The organism is Alteromonas oceanisediminis (assembly GCF_018474025.1).
Taxonomy (GTDB): domain Bacteria; phylum Pseudomonadota; class Gammaproteobacteria; order Enterobacterales; family Alteromonadaceae; genus Alteromonas_E; species Alteromonas_E oceanisediminis.
Genome location: NZ_JAHCTA010000009.1, coordinates 95,928 through 112,095, shown reverse-complemented (window position 1 = coordinate 112,095; position 16,168 = coordinate 95,928). Strand labels below are relative to the sequence as shown.

The following is a 16,168-nucleotide window of genomic DNA, read 5'->3' as shown; positions in this document are numbered from 1 at the left end:
TTAGTTACACTTTACTTAGAGTAAAGTTCGACGATCAACTGTTCGTTTATCTCTGCAGATAAGTCTGTTCTTTCAGGAACGCGCTTAAACGTACCTTCCATTTTAGAGTTATCAACTTCAATCCACGTTGGCTTTTCACGTTGGTCAGCAAGTTCTAGTGCTGCCACGATACGTGCTTGCTTCTTCGCTTTCTCACGAACAGACACCACATCTTCAGCTTTCACGTTGAACGATGGGATGTTAACCACTTTGCCATTAACAAGAATAGCTTTGTGGCTCACAAGCTGACGAGCTTCAGAGCGCGTGCTTGCAAAACCCATGCGATAAACGACGTTGTCTAGACGCTGTTCAAGAAGTTGCAACAAGTTTTCACCTGTATTGCCTTTTAAGCGAGCCGCCTCTTTATAATAGTTGCGGAATTGCTTTTCCAATACGCCATACATACGACGTACTTTTTGCTTCTCACGCAATTGCACACCATAGTCAGACAAACGGCCACGACGGGCACCATGCTGACCAGGCGGTTGATCGATCTTACATTTAGAATCGATTGCGCGAACGCCGCTCTTAAGGAACAAGTCTGTCCCTTCGCGACGGCTAAGTTTGAGTTTTGGACCCAAATATCTTGCCATGATCTTTCTCCTGCTGTCCGTCGATTAAACGCGACGTTTTTTCGGTGGACGACAACCGTTGTGAGGTATAGGTGTCACATCGGTAATGTTTGTGATCTTGTACCCAGTAGCATTCAGTGCACGGATCGCAGACTCACGGCCTGGACCTGGACCTTTAACAAACACTTCAAGGTTTTTCAGACCGTATTCTTGTGCTGCAACGCCTGCGCGCTCAGCTGCTACCTGAGCAGCAAATGGTGTAGATTTACGTGAACCACGGAAACCAGAACCACCTGAAGTTGCCCATGCCAAAGCGTTACCTTGGCGATCTGTTATTGTCACAATTGTATTGTTGAAAGACGCATGGATATGAGCCATTCCGTCTGCGACCTGACGCTTGGCGCGTTTACGCGCGCGAGCTGGTGCTTTAGCCATAACTTACTCCCCGTTATCTCTTAATAGGTTTACGAGGACCTTTACGGGTACGCGCATTCGTTTTGGTGCGCTGACCACGTAGAGGCAAGCTACGACGGTGGCGTATACCACGGAAGCAACCTAGGTCCATCAAACGTTTGATACTCATTGAGACTTCACGACGTAAATCACCTTCAACAGTGAATTTCGCCACTTCGTCACGTAGTTTATCAATTGTAGTTTCATCAAGATCTTTGATCTTGGTAGATTCTGTAACACCAGCCGATGCACAAATGCTTTTCGCACGAGTAGCACCGATACCGAAAATTGCTTGAATAGCAATAACGGCATGCTTGTGTTCAGGAATGTTAATGCCAGCGATACGGGCCATTAACAGCACTCCTCTTAATTAAATGTCAGCGGCCTAAAAAGCCCGATAGGATACTTACCCGCCGACTAAATTGCAATTTTAGGCGTAAAGTCTCTGTTAACATGCGTGGCACAATCGCTGTTACCACGCAAAGAAAACTGAACGCCGCGTTGATTAGCCTTGCCTTTGCTTGTGCTTAGGCTCACTGCAGATCACACGCACAACACCGTTGCGCTTAATGACTTTGCAGTTACGGCACATCTTTTTAACGGATGCACGAACTTTCATTACATCACTCCGTAGTACGCAATCATCAGACTCGACCTTAGCGGCCGATGCCCTTCAGATTGGCTTTTTTCAGAACAGAATCATATTGATGTGACATCAAATGAGTCTGCACCTGTGCCATAAAGTCCATGATAACCACTACGATAATCAGTAGTGATGTACCGCCGAAATAGAATGGAACATTCCAAGCGATCAACATGAATTCAGGCACTAAACAAATAAAGGTTATGTAGAGCGCACCAGCTAATGTGAGGCGAGTCATTACCTTATCGATATAGCGAGACGTTTGCTCACCCGGGCGAATACCAGGAATGAACGCGCCGGACTTCTTCAAGTTATCTGCTGTGTCACGCGGGTTAAACACCAACGCCGTGTAGAAGAAACAGAAAAAGATAATCGCCGCTGCATAAAGCATTACGTACAATGGCTGGCCTGGCGATAGCAATAACGCTACGTCGGCTAACCACGCTGTCGATTCATTTTGTCCGAACCAACTGGCAATAGTGCCAGGGAACAGAATGATACTGGAGGCAAAAATAGGTGGAATAACACCTGCCATGTTGACCTTCAATGGTAAATGCGTGCTTTGCGCAGCGAACACCTTACGGCCCTGCTGACGCTTAGCATAATTTACCACGATACGGCGCTGTGCACGCTCAACAAACACCACTAGGTATGTGAGAGCTAATACAATTGCACCAATCAACAATAAGAACAGTAGGTTAATCTCACCTTGTCTCGCTTGTTCCGCAGTTTGACCAATCGCAGTTGGCAAACCGGCAACAATACCAGCAAAAATCAAAATTGAGATACCGTTACCAATACCTCTTTCAGTAATTTGCTCACCTAGCCACATCAGGAACATCGTTCCCGTCACTAGACTCACTACCGCTGTAAAATAAAAGCCGAAGCCTGGCGCAATTACCAAACCCTGGATCAGGTTGGGTAAACCAGTCGCAATACCAATAGACTGGAATGTCGCCAATACCAACGTTAAATAACGCGTGTATTGGCTGATTTTGCGACGGCCTGCCTCACCTTCTTTTTTAAGCTCAATCATCGGCGGGTGAACCACCGACAATAGTTGCATAATAATCGAAGCTGTAATGTAAGGCATGATGCCCAGGGCTAGTACTGACGCACGCTCAAGCGCACCACCAGAGAACATGTTGAACATTTCTACGATAGTACCCTTTTGCTGCTCAAATAATTGAGCCAACACAGCGGGGTCAATACCAGGGATCGGCACATACGAGCCAAGCCTAAATACAACGATCGCACCGAATACGAACAACAATCTTGATTTAAGCTCGCTCAAACCGCCTTTCGCGCCTGAATCCAATCCTGGTTTAGCCATCTAGCTTATTCCTCTACTTTACCGCCGGCAGCTTCAATCGCTTCACGCGCACCTTTTGAAACCTTTACGCCACTTACCGTTACCGCGCGAGAGATGTCACCGCTCTTCATCACTTTAACGAACTGAATGTGCTTTTTAACCAGCCCAGCAGCTTTTAAAGTTTCAACAGAAACAGTGTCACCCTCTACCTTAGCGATTTCAGCCAGTGTAACTTGGTCAGAAACCATGCTCACACGTGACGTAAAACCGAACTTCGGCAAACGGCGTTGGATTGGCATTTGTCCGCCTTCGAACCCTGGCTTAACGGTACCGCCTGAACGGCTTTTTTGACCTTTGTGACCACGGCCACCAGTCTTACCTAAACCAGAACCGATACCACGGCCCAAACGCTTACCAGAATTTTTCGCCCCTGGAGCAGGAGCAAGAGTATTTAAACGCATCTGTTACTCCTCCACTATCTCAACCATGTATTGAACACGGTTGATCATGCCGCGAACGGCAGGGGTATCTTCTAACTCACGGACGCGACCGATTTTACCTAAACCCAAGCCAGTCAAAGTGGCTCTATGTTTAGGCAAACGACCAATCGCACTTTTCGTTTGTTTGACTTTTAACGTTGCCATGTCTGATTACCCCAAAATTTCGTCAACAGACAATCCACGCTTCGCGGCGACCTGCGCTGGAGAATTCATCTCTACCAGAGCATTGATCGTGGCACGAACCACGTTGATTGGGTTTGTTGAGCCGTAACATTTTGAAAGGACGTTCTGTACACCAGCTACTTCCAATACTGCGCGCATCGCACCACCAGCAATAATACCGGTACCTTCAGATGCAGGCTGCATGTAAACTTTTGAGCCAGAGTGACGACCTTTAATCGGGTGCTGTAATGTATTGCCGTTTAAGTCAACGTCAACAAGATTGCGACGTGCTTTTTCCATAGCTTTCTGGATTGCAGCAGGCACTTCACGTGCTTTACCGTAACCGAAACCTACGCGGCCATTGCCATCACCTACCACGGTCAAAGCAGTGAAACTAAAGATGCGACCACCTTTAACTACTTTTGATACACGGTTTACGGCAATGAGCTTTTCTAACAGTTCACCGTTTTGAACTTCTACTTTAGCCATTATAAACTCCTAGAACTGAAGGCCGGCTTCGCGAGCCGCATCAGCCAATGCTTTCACACGACCGTGATATTTGAAACCGCTACGATCAAAAGCAACGTCTTTAACGCCTTTCTCAATCGCACGCTCAGCAATTGCTTTACCGACCGCCGCTGCTGCTTCTGCATTACCCGTTGATTTCAAACCTTTCTTAAGGTCTGCTTCAAGAGTAGAAGCCGCTGCCAATACTTCAGAACCGCTAGGCGCGATTAACTGTGCGTATATGTGGCGAGGTGTACGGTTAACTACCAAGCGATGCGCGGCCAGTTCACTGATCTTCTTACGTGCGCGCGTGGCGCGACGTATCCGAGCTGTTTTCTTATCCATCGAATCACCCACCTACTTTTTCTTAGCTTCTTTACGCAGAACGGTTTCGTCAGAGTAACGAACACCTTTGCCTTTGTAAGGCTCTGGTGGACGGTATCCACGAATGTTAGCTGCAACCTGTCCTACAACCTGCTTGTCAGCGCCTTTTACGACGATTTCAGTTTGGCTAGGAGTTTCAACAGAAATACCTTCAGGCATTTCATAAACTACAGGGTGTGAGAAGCCGAGTGTTAGGTTCAGTTTTTTACCTTGTGCTTGCGCACGGTAACCAACACCGTTTAACTGTAACTTCTTCTCAAAACCGTCAGTTACACCGATTACCATTGCGTTCAACAATGAACGAGCTGTACCGGCTTGGGCCATTGCATTTGCAACGCCATCACGTGGTAGAGCTTTCAGTTGCTGTTCTTCCTGAACAACTTCAACTGCGTCGTTGAATACACGGGTCAATGAACCGTTTTTACCTTTAACAGTGACCTGTTGACCGGCGATAGAAACTTCTACGCCTGATACAACGTCGACTGGTGCTTTAGCTATACGTGACATTCTACTTCTCCCGTTACGCTACATAACCGATGATCTCACCGCCCATGCCCGCTTTACGCGCTGCACGATCAGTCATCACACCTTTTGAAGTAGACACGATAGCAACGCCTAATCCACCCAATACTTTTGGTAGCTCATCTTTTTTCTTATAGATGCGCAGACCTGGACGGCTTACACGTTCGATTGTGTCGATTACTTGCTTTCCTTCGAAGTACTTAAGTGTCACTTCTAGGGTCGGCTTAACATCACCAGTGACAGCGAAGTCTGAGATATACCCTTCTTCTTTCAATACGGCGGCAATCGCAGTACGAAGTTTAGATGAAGGCATAAGAACAGAAACTTTCTGTGCCATTTGGCCGTTACGAATGCGGGTAAACATATCCGCGATAGGATCTTGCATACTCATATCAGCTACCCCTTACCAGCTGGCTTTTTTAAGGCCAGGGACTTCACCGCGCATAGCAGCTTCACGAAGCTTAATGCGGCTTAGACCAAATTTGCGAAGGAACCCGTGAGGACGGCCAGTGATGCGACAACGATTTTGTTGACGCGACTTAGACGAATCACGTGGTAATGATTGTAGCTTCAGAACAGCATCCCAACGCTCTTCATCAGAGGCGTTAACATCGCTGATAATCGCTTTTAATGCTGCGCGTTTTTCGGCGTACTTAGCAACTAGCTTAGAACGCTTTACTTCGCGAGCTTTCATTGATTCTTTTGCCATAACCCTACCTTACTTTTTAAACGGGAAGTTAAACGCAGTCAGTAATGCTTGCGCTTCTTCGTTCGTATTTGCACTAGTAGTGATAGTAATATCCATACCGCGTACCTTATCTACCTTATCGAAATCGATTTCAGGGAAGATAATTTGCTCACGAACGCCCATGCTATAGTTTCCACGGCCATCAAATGACTTCGGGTTTAAACCACGAAAGTCACGGATACGAGGAATTGCAATTGAGATTAAACGCTCAAGGAATTCCCACATACGCTCGCCGCGCAGGGTTACTTTACAGCCAATCGGATAACCTTCACGGATTTTAAAACCCGCTACAGATTTGCGCGCTACAGTAACAATCGGCTTCTGACCTGCAATTGCAGTCATGTCAGCTTGAGCATTCTCAAGCACCTTCTTGTCAGCTACAGCTTCACCTAAACCCATGTTTAGAGTGATTTTTTCAATCCGAGGGACTTGCATGACGCTTTGGTACCCGAACTGCTTCGCAAGTTCAGCTACTACTGTTTCTTTATAGAAATCATGCAGTTTCGCCATCGTACTCTCCAATTAATATTAAACGAGTTCGCCGTTCGACTTAAAGAAACGTACTTTCTTTTCGTCTTCGAAACGGAAACCAACACGGTCAGCTTTGCCCGTCGCCGGGTTAACTAACGCGATATTTGAAACGTGAATTGATGCTTCTTTCTCAATAATGCCGCCAGCGTCACCCACTTGTGGGTTTGGCTTTTGATGCTTCTTGATGATGTTCACACCTTCTACAATGACACGGTCTTCAGACGCAAGAACACGCAATACTTTACCTTGCTTGCCTTTGTCTTTACCTGCCAATACGACTACTTCATCATCACGACGAATTTTATTAGCCATTATCGTGACTCCTTATAGTACCTCTGGGGCCAATGAGATAATCTTCATGAACGAATCGCCACGAAGCTCACGGGTAACCGGACCAAAGATACGCGTACCAATAGGTTGCTTGTTGTTGTTCAACAACACAGCTGCGTTGTTATCAAAACGGATAGTTGAACCGTCTGGACGACGAACGCCTTTCCTCGTACGCACCACCACTGCATTCAGAACGTCACCTTTTTTCACTTTGCCACGAGGAATTGCTTCCTTGACCGTAACTTTGATGACGTCACCGATATGTGCATAACGGCGATGCGAGCCACCAAGAACCTTAATACACTGAACCCTGCGAGCGCCGCTGTTGTCGGCAACATCCAGGTTAGTTTGCATTTGGATCATGTTAGTGCTCCGCTGTTAAATTACGACTCTCCCGAGCCACTAAAGCTGCTAAAAACTGACCGCTCGTGTATACCGTTAGTAATAACAATGTCGACAAGGCTAGCCAAATTTTAACCATACCCCATAAAAAGGGCGCGAAACTATAACAGAAAACTACGGGGAGAGATAGCTGATATTTGAATTAATTTTAAGCAATCGTCATGGCGCTATTGGGAGACTTTTCTGTTCAACAGGCCAGTGGATAAGTCCTTACTTCGTATTAGTATTATTGGGGTTATCAATCGGATAGCAACCAACTTCACAGGATGCTTATCATGCAATATGAGATGCGAGAAATAACGTTAAATGACATCGAGCAGGTTAGCGGCGCAGGAGTGTTCCTGCTAGTTTGAGGTTGAATTGTGATATTTTCCATCAAATCTTCATCGCTATTAGAAAAAGCTATCTGCATAGTGTGAGGCGTTACCGCGCTTCTGTTCATTTTCATGAGCACAGTATCAACGGTTCCATTGTGGGTACTAACCGCTGTGCTGGTTGGAATCATCTTAATATCAGGTACGATTGGACTGGTCGCTCGATGGCTCTGTGCAATTAACGTAGATTAACAGAGCCGGACGACGTTAGGGTGAGTCACCCACTTGACTGAGTGGGCGACTCTATGCGTTTTATGGCACTTTGAAGTCGTAAGAGTAGCTGAGAACAGCACCTGAGAAACTTCTGTTTCGTGCGAAGACGCCGATATGCCACTCTCCAGCCTCTGGCGTGTTAATTACGCAGGTTTCGTCGTTGCGGTATGAGCGAGAAGAACAGTCGAAATTAGCTAGCGCAGGTTGACCATCCCGGAGCAAGTAAAGGTCAGCCTCTCCCCAACCGCCGCGGGTCTTCACAGTAAAATTTTGTGCATCCGCTGGTACAGACACACTGAAACGTTTCCACGTGTTTGCTGTGTAAGATGTCACAGCTCCTATTTCAACGTGAACGGGTTCCAAATTGCTTTCGTCTTCTTCGAACTCATAAGAGTAGCTGAGCAGTGCACCAGAGAACGCTTTATTTCTAGCATAAACACCGATATGCCATTCTCCCGAATCTGGCGCGTCAAATGTGCAGATCTCGCTGTTGCGGTAGGACTTTGATTCACAATCAAAATTAGTTAAATCCGGTGCACCACTTCTTTGCACATACAAATCAGCTTCGCCCCAACCTCCGCTTGTTTCGACCTGTAAATTTTTTGCGCCAGCCGGTAAGTTAAAGTTGAATCGCTTCCATGTGTTTGCTGTGTAGGCTGACAGTGCGCCCAGCTCCACATGAACAGGATCAACACTTTCCTCGCCACCGCCTTCTTCGCCTCCACCCCCTTGGCTGCCGTCGTCAGCGGCGCAACCATTCGTTTCGAGGTACTGGATCGCATCTTTCACCTGCACAATGCCATGACCGTAGTTAACGTCACGGCCTGTTGTGCCTTTATCAAGTGCGGTGGCATTAAGGGCTTGTCTAATTTCGTCGTTGGTACATTGTGGGTAAAAGCTCCATGCGAGCGCTGCTGCCCCTGAGACATGCGGCGTGGCCATGGAAGTCCCCGATAGCTTGACATACCCACTGGCTCCATAGGTTGATAATACGGCAGAGCCTGGTGCAGCCAACTCTACTTGGTTGTTGTACTGCGAGTAGGAAGCTCTATCACCACGCCAATCGACTGCTGCAACAGAAACGACCGAGTCGTAGGAAGCTGGATAGCCGAAACTCGAGTCTCCATCATTCCCTGCAGCAGCAATCAGCAACATACCATCGGCTTTAAACTGATCCATCGCCGCACGTTCAGCGCCATTTGGGCTGGCGCCCCCCAAACTCATGTTAACGACTTTCGCACCGGCTTGTTGGCACTGAGTTATACCTGAAATCAGGTTAGAGGCCCATGTCCATTTGCCATTATCATTAAAGATTTTGACCACATGCAAATTGACACCGGGAAACACGCCTACTGAACCGTAGCTATTGTCCAATGCCGCAATGGTTCCAGCAACGTGCGTTCCATGACCATCGCCATCGGTGAACCATTCGCCCACCTGATTATTGTTGGCCTCTCCCGTGAGTCCATTGTTTTGATTGGGTAAGTCGGGGTGACCTCTGCTAATACCTGAATCAATGACGCACACAGTTTGCAAACTAGGATCACTTTGAACCACCTGATTTGCCTGGATCATGTTATAGCCGAAGGGAGTACTCTGTGCCAATAGTTCGCGCTGTACATCAGGCGTTATACTTAACACGTTCTTGTCGCTTTGCAACAGCGTCAATGCCTGCTTACTCAATGTCGCGGCAATCATGTTCTGCGACGCCACCATTACGTGCATTTTAGCGCCTAAAGATTCTAACAGCGAAGACGTTTGCTGAAGCGTACTGTGTGCTGTTGTGCTGTCTGAGGAATTTGTCGTTAAACCTTGATTGACCGCGTGTAGATCGCTGGCGGTTTGTTTAAAACGAATGATATAACGCTGGCTTTCTGCGCGTATTGAGAACAGTTGATTAAATGCAGTTTCAAATGACTGCGCGTTAGCTTTACTATTTGGGTCAACTTCTTCAGCAATAACACTGGAAGCACTAATAACCATCGCTGCTGAAGCGCACGCTGCCGCAACAGCTTTTCGAGAAGGGACAAACATAATGGACTACCTCATTTCACCTAGCCTTTGAATATACTCCCTTTTGAACAAAGACCAATTGGATAACCTATCTATGCGTATCCTTAACAATAACTAACCCGTGTTGCGTGGTCGCTCATTGTTGGCAACGCTACCGCTTCTAAAATCAAAAAGCGACCTCGAAAGGTCGCTTTTTATCGAGTATTACCAGTTTGCGTCTATTCGTAGCTATAGGTCATCGTGACGCCGCTGTAACTACTGTAAGCTCGAATACCGATATGCCATGTACCGTCTGATGGCGCATCAAAGGTACAAACTTCATTGTTACCTTCTCTATAAGGGCGACAATCATAGCGGTTGGTTTCAGGCTGTGAGCCTAAGTTAACATACAAATCAGCATCGCCCGTTCCACCAGAAATCTCTATGCGCATAGTCTGCACACCCGCTGGAACATCCCACGTGTAACGCTTCCAACTATTGCGATTACCTGACAAGTTATTAAGTTGCCCAGATACCGGCTCGACACCGGCGCCACCACCGCCGTTGCCACCGCCACTTCCATCGCACCCATTATTGTTCAGGTAGCTGTAGGCATCGGCAGCCTTAACAATCCCATGGCCATAGAAATTATCGCGGCCAGCACTGCCTTTGTCTTTTGCAGTGACGTTTAACGCGGTGCGAATTTGCGAGTTTGTGCATTGTGGGAAGAAACTCCACACTAACGCTGCAGCGCCTGCAACATGGGGTGTCGCCATCGACGTACCACTCAATGTCGCGTAAGTGTTTGTAGGATAAGTGGAATAGACCGCTGAGCCAGGACCGGCGATCTCAACTTGACTATTATACTGTGAGTAGGATGCCCGGCTTTCATTTGAACCAACCGCCGCTACAGACATCACTGCGTCATAAGATGCAGGATAAGACAACGAGCTATTTCCGTCATTACCAGCCGCAGCGACCAACAAAATGCCATTCGCGTTGAACTGATCCATGGCATTACGTTCTGCATTCGATGAACTGCCCCCGCCGAGACTCATATTGACGACATTAGCCCCAGCACTTTGGCATTGATTGACACCATCGATGATATTTGACGCATAGGTCCATTCACCATTGTCATCAAAAATTTTGACGATGTGCATATCTACACCTGGGTAAACACCCACTATGCCCGAGGAATTGTTCAAAGCTCCGATGGTACCGGCTACATGCGTACCGTGGCCATTGCCGTCGTTGTACCAGTTACCTACCGCACTATTATTTGCGTTCCCTGAAACACCATCGTTCTGATCAGGTAAATCCGGGTGACCTAAATTATATCCGGTGTCGATAATGCAGACTTTTCGAGCTTGCGTATCATTTTGCGAAAACTGATTCGCTTGCACCATATTGAATCCATACGGTGTATTTTGTGCCATTAAATAGCGTCGAGAGTCAGTCGATACGCTTTCTATTGCTGGATCAGCTAACAATTGGTTGTAAATCTTCTTACCCATTGAAGCGGAAACCATTCCCTGAGGCGCTAATACTTTGTGCACTGTTGCACCATAGCGACTCAACGTACTTTTTGCCGTTTCAGCATCAAAACCAACAGCGCGCTCTTCGCTGTCTGAAGCACTATCCATCGATTGTTGCTTTTCTGCACCAGCCGCGTGTGTGCTTTGATTCTGCTTAAAGGTTACAATGTAACGTTGCTCGGTTGCTTCTGAAGAAAACAGCTGTACCAACTCGTGTTTCGTTGCGTTGTGTGTGTCTGACGATGTTGAGCGCACTTCCTTCGGCTCATTGTTTGCTGCGCTGACGGCACACGCAATTAACGTCAATGAAGTCGCTAAAACACCCTTTGCGACCTTTCTTGTTGTAATATTTATCATTTGATTTATTCCTGTTATGTAAAGAAACCATCGCGCACTCTGTCGGTGCTTATTCCGATGGAATAACAGGTATAGCAAACCATGTGCCCTAATTAACAGGCAAGTTTAAACATACTATTAACATTTATGTATAATTTTATTTACACAGTTATATTGAAAGTCAGTGTTTACGGGCAGGGCAACTAATTCAGAGCGTTAAATTATATATCCTGCAAGTATGAATGAAGGTGACCCTTTTAATTTTTGCCGACAACAATCTGCTCAAATTGACTGACTACGTTGAAGACTTGTGCAAGAACGTAGTCTTTTCGCTACACATTAGTCCGCTGTCGCACAATTTCATAGAGGCACACACCTGTAGCGACAGACACATTTAAACTGGACACGCTGCCCGCCATGGGCAGTTTGATCAGCTCGTCACAATGCTCTCGCGTAAGCCTACGCATGCCTTTATCTTCTGATCCCATCACTAGCGCAATCGGGCCTGTCATTTTGGTGTCATACAATGTTTGTGTGGCTTCCCCAGCCGTGCCTACAATCCAAACGCCGCTAGCTTGTAGTGACTTCAGGGTGCGCGCCAAATTGGTGACTTGGATAAACGGCAGGGTTTCTGCTGCACCACTGGCAACTTTGCGCGCGGTGGGCGTTAACCCGCCGGCTTTGTCTTTGGGAACAATCAACGCAGTGACACCCGCTGCATCAGCGGTGCGTAAACACGCGCCAATATTGTGTGGATCGGTAACCCCATCGAGGACTAAAAACAGCGGATTTTCATGCTGAGTAACCAATCCCGACAGGTCGCTTTCATCCATCACCTTGCCGGGCTTTGCCTTAGCAACTACGCCCTGATGCTGAGGGCTGCTAACCATGTCGTCGAGCGTTTTACGCGGACAAAATTGAATCGAGATACGATGCTTACGTGCCAGATTGATCAGCTTATGCAATCGTTCGTCGTCACGCCCTTTCAGTACAAAGAGTTCTAGTACTCTTTCTGGCTCATTTGCCAATGCACTTTCCAGTGCGTGAATACCGTACAGCCAATCTATGCGTGCCATTTACCCTTTCCGTCGCTTTGTGTTGGATTTTTTCTTGCGTCCCCCGGCTTTCTTCGAGGCCGGACGACCATCATCTTTCGCAGGAATAGCGGCTTTTGAGGAACTTTTGCTGACGCCTCGTTTACCTGTGCTGCGCTTGCGTTCTTTATGAGGTACATCAAGCAACAAATCAATCTTACGCTCATCCAGATTCACGGCAGCGACTTTGACCTTAACTGGATCGCCGAGCCGATAAACTCGTCCGGAGCTTTCCCCAATCAAACACTGCTTTACGTCGTCATAATGATAGTAGTCATTTTCAAGCGACGTAATGTGCACCAGCCCATCAATGTGATATTCCGTAATACGAATAAACAGGCCAAAATTGGTGACTGAGGCAACAACGCCTTCAAACGTGTCGCCAACATGATCGAGCATGAATTCGCATTTGAGCCAATCAGAGACATCCCGGGTCGCATCATCTGCCCGGCGCTCAGTCATCGAACACTGCTCACCCAATTGTTCCACTTCCTCAGTCGTGTAGGCCTTGCCGCCCGAGTAACTGCGCTTACCAGCCTGTTTCGCAATCACAGATTTTATCGCGCGATGCACGACAAGATCAGGGTAGCGCCGAATTGGCGACGTGAAATGCGCGTAGGCGTCTAGTGCCAAACCGAAATGACCGACGTTGTCGCAGTCATACACTGCCTGTTTCATAGAACGCAGCAACATGGTTTGAATAAGTTCTTTGTCGGGTCGATTTTGAACCTTATTTACCACATCCGTAAAGTCCGTGGGCTGCGCATCGTCGGTAATGCGATGTGAAACCCCAATTTCTTTTAGATATGACGTAAACGTAGTGAGTCGATCCGCATCTGGGCTGTCGTGCACCCGATAGAGCGCGGGCGCTTTGTTCGACTCCAGCAAACGCGCTGCACACACATTAGCTGAGATCATGCATTCTTCGATGAGCTTATGGGCATCGTTTCTTTCCAGCGGCACGATATTTTCAATCTTCCGCTGGGCATTGAAAACGAATTTGCTTTCCATTGTTTCAAACTCAATGGCACCGCGTTGTGCGCGCGTTTTCTTAAGTGCTTTGTACAGATGATGAAGCTCGCGAAGATTCTCCACCTGTTCTTCATAACGCTCTATTAGCTTTGCGTCGCCCTGCAGAATAGCCCAGACTTTGTTGTAGGTTAAGCGCGCTTTAGAATTCATCACGGCTTCGTAGAACTGATAGTCGGTGATTTTTCCCTGCGCAGAAATCGTCATCTCGCATACCATACACAACCGATCCACTTCAGGATTCAGTGAGCACAAACCATTCGACAATACTTCTGGTAGCATTGGGATAACCTGCTCGGGAAAATACACCGAGTTGCCGCGTTTCTGTGCCTCATCATCCAGCGCAGTGCCATTGCGCACGTAATAGCTGACATCAGCGATCGCAACCCAGAGTTGCCAGCCTCCATTGTCTAGGCGCTCACAATACACTGCATCGTCGAAATCACGCGCATCCTCGCCATCAATGGTGACCAACCCTAACGAGCGCAGATCAACTCGATTCTTCTTCGGCTTCTCGTCAACCTCGGGTTTGAGCTTTTCCACCTGCTTCTCAACAGCGGCAGGCCATACGTGAGGAATATCGAAACTGCGCAGCGCCATTTCGATCTCCATGCCAGGCGCCATGTGTTCACCGAGTATCTCGCGAATTTTGCCAATCGGGTTGATGCCTCTGCGTGGCCGCTGCGTGACATCAACAACCACAACATGCCCTTGGCGAGCCCCTTTTGCACATTCAGGGGGAATCAGTATTTCATACGGAATTCGAGCGTCGTCTGGGATTACCAGCCCTACGCCCTGTTCTAGATAATAGCGCCCGACTATCGGCTCACTGCGCGGTTCAACTACCCGAGCGATGCGCGCTTCTGAGCGGCCTTTGCGATCCGTAGCGCCAACATGAGCTTCAACAATATCGTCGTGCAATAAGACCTGCATCTGCCCCGCGCTGATAAACAAGTCTTTATCGCCCTCTTCCGGGCGTAAAAAGCCAAAGCCGTCACGATGGCCGATGACACGACCGCGAACTAACTCAGCCACATCAGCCGCCACATATTTCTTTTGTTTAGTGAACTGAACTTGTCCTTCACGCTCCATAGCGCGTAGTCGGCGCTGGATCCCGATGCGATTATCCTCAGATTTTGCATTCGCTTTTTGGCAAATCTCTAAAAATGACATCGGTTTGCCATTTGATTTGAGGATCTCGGTCAAGTACTCGCGACTTGCGACCGGATTTTCGTATTGAGACTTTTCACGCTGATAGTGCGGATCATCACTCATTAAGTAAACTTTTACCTTTCTTTCTGGTTGTGCATAGTATAACGCGAACCTACCGCATTAGTGCGGATGTTTTTTATTCGACGCCATTGATGAATAATTTAGGAATGAGGATGACCGCGAGACTTTCAAGAGAACATCACAACTCAGGGCGATTTACTCTGCCGCTACATAAGGGTGTTTGCGTAGTGAGCAACTCGTCGTATGTCGGCGTATGACTAGCTATCGAGAGGCTTACGTGCTGCTCTGACCGCTTTAGGGTGCATGAGCTTTTCCAGTTCGCTGAGCTGGTCAGCAATGCGGCTATGCAATGCTTTATCATCGGTAATGGCGTTATATAGCCAGTGATAGGTATCTTGATAATCATAGGGGCTGCCATAGCCGGCAAGAAATAAATCGGCCAACTGCAACTGAGCCTGCATGTTACCCAGCGCCGATGCTTCGCGTAAATAAATTACCGCTCGCGCTTTGTCTTCCTGTACCAATGTCCCCTTAGCGTAGTATCGGCCTAACTGCTCCAATGCGGCGGACAACCCTTGATTCGCTGCATCTCGCATCAATGCCACGCCACGCTTCGGGTCGGCGTCTACACACACCCCCCATGCAAGCATGTCTCCCCACAGGAACTGATAAGCCGGTACCGTCAGCACTTCAGCTCGGGCTTGAATATCTTGCACGAGTTGGCACCTATCAAGCACTACACGATCCAGATGCTCGTTTTTATTAATCAGACGGATCAATTCATCCTGAGAGTAAAGCTGAACCGCTTTGATCTCTTCAGCGGCTGCACTCGCGGCAAAGAATGCGCAAGCGCCAACAATCCAAACTGCCAAAGCACGACGAAGAATAGTGTAGAACATAGTAAAAAAACCTGCCGATTGATAAGTACACAATAGCGCAGATAAATGCGCTATTAAACAGGTTATCGGCGCATAATCCTGCGCCTTGAATCCGCGCTTAGTTGGGGCGCGGATCAAGCGCCAGACGCAGACGCTGGGCGTGCTCAATTAAATCATGGCCGAGATCAGTAAGGTAACCACCGTCGGGTTGTGTCGTGATCCCTTTTGCATAAAGACGAGTCGCGGCATCAATCACAGATTGACTCGCATCGTGGTGAATTTTTAACCCTTGCATCAAACTTTCGGTGGGGAACTTCAACAGCAAATTTAACTCATCAACCATGTCCGCAGAAAATGACATGCAATACTCCTGTAT

Annotated in this window: 21 protein-coding genes; all 21 read right to left on the bottom strand. The window is 47.6% G+C overall.

The window, feature by feature from the left end; genetic code table 11:
- Positions 1 to 11 precede the first annotated feature (11 nt).
- Positions 12 to 632, bottom strand: a complete 621-nt coding sequence (rpsD, locus tag KIU71_RS15235; RefSeq protein WP_214132156.1) for a 30S ribosomal protein S4 — start codon at positions 630 to 632, stop codon at positions 12 to 14.
- A gap of 24 nt (positions 633 to 656) precedes the next feature.
- Entirely contained in the window at positions 657 to 1,046 is a 390-nt protein-coding gene (gene rpsK / locus KIU71_RS15230; RefSeq protein WP_214132155.1) for a 30S ribosomal protein S11, read from the bottom strand.
- 13 nt (positions 1,047 to 1,059) lie between these two features.
- Complete coding sequence (rpsM, locus tag KIU71_RS15225) at positions 1,060 to 1,416, bottom strand: 30S ribosomal protein S13 (RefSeq protein WP_214132154.1); 357 nt, start codon at positions 1,414 to 1,416, stop codon at positions 1,060 to 1,062.
- Between the two features lie 153 nt (positions 1,417 to 1,569).
- Complete coding sequence (gene rpmJ, locus KIU71_RS15220) at positions 1,570 to 1,683, bottom strand: 50S ribosomal protein L36 (RefSeq protein ID WP_013343810.1); 114 nt, start codon at positions 1,681 to 1,683, stop codon at positions 1,570 to 1,572.
- A gap of 37 nt (positions 1,684 to 1,720) precedes the next feature.
- Entirely contained in the window at positions 1,721 to 3,040 is a 1,320-nt protein-coding gene (gene secY, locus KIU71_RS15215) for a preprotein translocase subunit SecY (protein WP_214132153.1), read from the bottom strand.
- A gap of 5 nt (positions 3,041 to 3,045) precedes the next feature.
- Positions 3,046 to 3,480, bottom strand: coding sequence for a 50S ribosomal protein L15 (gene rplO, locus KIU71_RS15210; protein ID WP_214132152.1), 435 nt, complete (start codon positions 3,478 to 3,480; stop codon positions 3,046 to 3,048).
- A gap of 3 nt (positions 3,481 to 3,483) precedes the next feature.
- Positions 3,484 to 3,663, bottom strand: a complete 180-nt coding sequence (rpmD, locus tag KIU71_RS15205; protein ID WP_214132151.1) for a 50S ribosomal protein L30 — start codon at positions 3,661 to 3,663, stop codon at positions 3,484 to 3,486.
- Between the two features lie 6 nt (positions 3,664 to 3,669).
- On the bottom strand, positions 3,670 to 4,170 hold the full coding sequence (gene rpsE, locus KIU71_RS15200; RefSeq protein ID WP_214132150.1) for a 30S ribosomal protein S5: 501 nt from the start codon (positions 4,168 to 4,170) through the stop codon (positions 3,670 to 3,672).
- Between the two features lie 9 nt (positions 4,171 to 4,179).
- Positions 4,180 to 4,533 (bottom strand): 50S ribosomal protein L18, encoded by a 354-nt coding sequence (gene rplR / locus KIU71_RS15195; protein ID WP_214132149.1) that lies wholly within the window; start codon positions 4,531 to 4,533, stop codon positions 4,180 to 4,182.
- A gap of 12 nt (positions 4,534 to 4,545) precedes the next feature.
- Positions 4,546 to 5,079 (bottom strand): 50S ribosomal protein L6, encoded by a 534-nt coding sequence (gene rplF, locus KIU71_RS15190; protein WP_214132148.1) that lies wholly within the window; start codon positions 5,077 to 5,079, stop codon positions 4,546 to 4,548.
- Positions 5,080 to 5,092: 13 nt separating this feature from the next.
- The gene (rpsH, locus tag KIU71_RS15185; RefSeq protein WP_214132147.1) at positions 5,093 to 5,485 is read right to left on the bottom strand and encodes a 30S ribosomal protein S8; all 393 of its coding nucleotides are present in this window, start codon (positions 5,483 to 5,485) and stop codon (positions 5,093 to 5,095) included.
- 12 nt (positions 5,486 to 5,497) lie between these two features.
- The gene (gene rpsN, locus KIU71_RS15180; RefSeq protein WP_214132146.1) at positions 5,498 to 5,803 is read right to left on the bottom strand and encodes a 30S ribosomal protein S14; all 306 of its coding nucleotides are present in this window, start codon (positions 5,801 to 5,803) and stop codon (positions 5,498 to 5,500) included.
- 9 nt (positions 5,804 to 5,812) lie between these two features.
- Positions 5,813 to 6,352, bottom strand: coding sequence for a 50S ribosomal protein L5 (gene rplE, locus KIU71_RS15175; RefSeq protein WP_214132145.1), 540 nt, complete (start codon positions 6,350 to 6,352; stop codon positions 5,813 to 5,815).
- An 18-nt stretch (positions 6,353 to 6,370) separates the two neighbouring features.
- Complete coding sequence (gene rplX / locus KIU71_RS15170) at positions 6,371 to 6,685, bottom strand: 50S ribosomal protein L24 (protein WP_214132144.1); 315 nt, start codon at positions 6,683 to 6,685, stop codon at positions 6,371 to 6,373.
- A 12-nt stretch (positions 6,686 to 6,697) separates the two neighbouring features.
- Positions 6,698 to 7,066, bottom strand: a complete 369-nt coding sequence (gene rplN / locus KIU71_RS15165) for a 50S ribosomal protein L14 (protein ID WP_214132143.1) — start codon at positions 7,064 to 7,066, stop codon at positions 6,698 to 6,700.
- 665 nt (positions 7,067 to 7,731) lie between these two features.
- Positions 7,732 to 9,726, bottom strand: a complete 1,995-nt coding sequence (locus tag KIU71_RS15160; protein ID WP_214132142.1) for a S8 family serine peptidase — start codon at positions 9,724 to 9,726, stop codon at positions 7,732 to 7,734.
- A 197-nt stretch (positions 9,727 to 9,923) separates the two neighbouring features.
- Positions 9,924 to 11,579, bottom strand: coding sequence for a S8 family serine peptidase (locus KIU71_RS15155; RefSeq protein ID WP_214132141.1), 1,656 nt, complete (start codon positions 11,577 to 11,579; stop codon positions 9,924 to 9,926).
- A gap of 311 nt (positions 11,580 to 11,890) precedes the next feature.
- Complete coding sequence (rlmB, locus tag KIU71_RS15150; RefSeq protein WP_214132140.1) at positions 11,891 to 12,634, bottom strand: 23S rRNA (guanosine(2251)-2'-O)-methyltransferase RlmB; 744 nt, start codon at positions 12,632 to 12,634, stop codon at positions 11,891 to 11,893.
- Complete coding sequence (rnr, locus tag KIU71_RS15145; RefSeq protein ID WP_214132139.1) at positions 12,635 to 14,956, bottom strand: ribonuclease R; 2,322 nt, start codon at positions 14,954 to 14,956, stop codon at positions 12,635 to 12,637.
- Positions 14,957 to 15,171: 215 nt separating this feature from the next.
- Positions 15,172 to 15,813 (bottom strand): tetratricopeptide repeat protein, encoded by a 642-nt coding sequence (locus KIU71_RS15140; RefSeq protein WP_250207549.1) that lies wholly within the window; start codon positions 15,811 to 15,813, stop codon positions 15,172 to 15,174.
- Between the two features lie 97 nt (positions 15,814 to 15,910).
- Positions 15,911 to 16,153 (bottom strand): TIGR02647 family protein, encoded by a 243-nt coding sequence (locus KIU71_RS15135; protein ID WP_214132138.1) that lies wholly within the window; start codon positions 16,151 to 16,153, stop codon positions 15,911 to 15,913.
- Positions 16,154 to 16,168: the final 15 nt, after the last annotated feature.

What these genes read in the sequence shown, in the direction of transcription:
- rlmB (WP_214132140.1), bottom strand. Translation starts at nt 12,634, where the DNA reads ATGGCACGCATAGATTGGCTGTACGGTATTCACGCACTGGAAAGTGCA.
- rplN (WP_214132143.1), bottom strand. Translation starts at nt 7,066, where the DNA reads ATGATCCAAATGCAAACTAACCTGGATGTTGCCGACAACAGCGGCGCT.
- rplF (WP_214132148.1), bottom strand. Translation starts at nt 5,079, where the DNA reads ATGTCACGTATAGCTAAAGCACCAGTCGACGTTGTATCAGGCGTAGAA.
- KIU71_RS15140 (WP_250207549.1), bottom strand. Translation starts at nt 15,813, where the DNA reads ATGTTCTACACTATTCTTCGTCGTGCTTTGGCAGTTTGGATTGTTGGC.
- rpmJ (WP_013343810.1), bottom strand. Translation starts at nt 1,683, where the DNA reads ATGAAAGTTCGTGCATCCGTTAAAAAGATGTGCCGTAACTGCAAAGTC.
- rplX (WP_214132144.1), bottom strand. Translation starts at nt 6,685, where the DNA reads ATGGCTAATAAAATTCGTCGTGATGATGAAGTAGTCGTATTGGCAGGT.
- rpmD (WP_214132151.1), bottom strand. Translation starts at nt 3,663, where the DNA reads ATGGCAACGTTAAAAGTCAAACAAACGAAAAGTGCGATTGGTCGTTTG.
- rpsE (WP_214132150.1), bottom strand. Translation starts at nt 4,170, where the DNA reads ATGGCTAAAGTAGAAGTTCAAAACGGTGAACTGTTAGAAAAGCTCATT.
- rpsN (WP_214132146.1), bottom strand. Translation starts at nt 5,803, where the DNA reads ATGGCAAAAGAATCAATGAAAGCTCGCGAAGTAAAGCGTTCTAAGCTA.
- KIU71_RS15155 (WP_214132141.1), bottom strand. Translation starts at nt 11,579, where the DNA reads ATGATAAATATTACAACAAGAAAGGTCGCAAAGGGTGTTTTAGCGACT.
- KIU71_RS15135 (WP_214132138.1), bottom strand. Translation starts at nt 16,153, where the DNA reads ATGTCATTTTCTGCGGACATGGTTGATGAGTTAAATTTGCTGTTGAAG.
- rplR (WP_214132149.1), bottom strand. Translation starts at nt 4,533, where the DNA reads ATGGATAAGAAAACAGCTCGGATACGTCGCGCCACGCGCGCACGTAAG.
- rplE (WP_214132145.1), bottom strand. Translation starts at nt 6,352, where the DNA reads ATGGCGAAACTGCATGATTTCTATAAAGAAACAGTAGTAGCTGAACTT.
- secY (WP_214132153.1), bottom strand. Translation starts at nt 3,040, where the DNA reads ATGGCTAAACCAGGATTGGATTCAGGCGCGAAAGGCGGTTTGAGCGAG.
- rpsD (WP_214132156.1), bottom strand. Translation starts at nt 632, where the DNA reads ATGGCAAGATATTTGGGTCCAAAACTCAAACTTAGCCGTCGCGAAGGG.
- rnr (WP_214132139.1), bottom strand. Translation starts at nt 14,956, where the DNA reads ATGAGTGATGATCCGCACTATCAGCGTGAAAAGTCTCAATACGAAAAT.
- rpsH (WP_214132147.1), bottom strand. Translation starts at nt 5,485, where the DNA reads ATGAGTATGCAAGATCCTATCGCGGATATGTTTACCCGCATTCGTAAC.
- rpsM (WP_214132154.1), bottom strand. Translation starts at nt 1,416, where the DNA reads ATGGCCCGTATCGCTGGCATTAACATTCCTGAACACAAGCATGCCGTT.
- rpsK (WP_214132155.1), bottom strand. Translation starts at nt 1,046, where the DNA reads ATGGCTAAAGCACCAGCTCGCGCGCGTAAACGCGCCAAGCGTCAGGTC.
- rplO (WP_214132152.1), bottom strand. Translation starts at nt 3,480, where the DNA reads ATGCGTTTAAATACTCTTGCTCCTGCTCCAGGGGCGAAAAATTCTGGT.
- KIU71_RS15160 (WP_214132142.1), bottom strand. Translation starts at nt 9,726, where the DNA reads ATGTTTGTCCCTTCTCGAAAAGCTGTTGCGGCAGCGTGCGCTTCAGCA.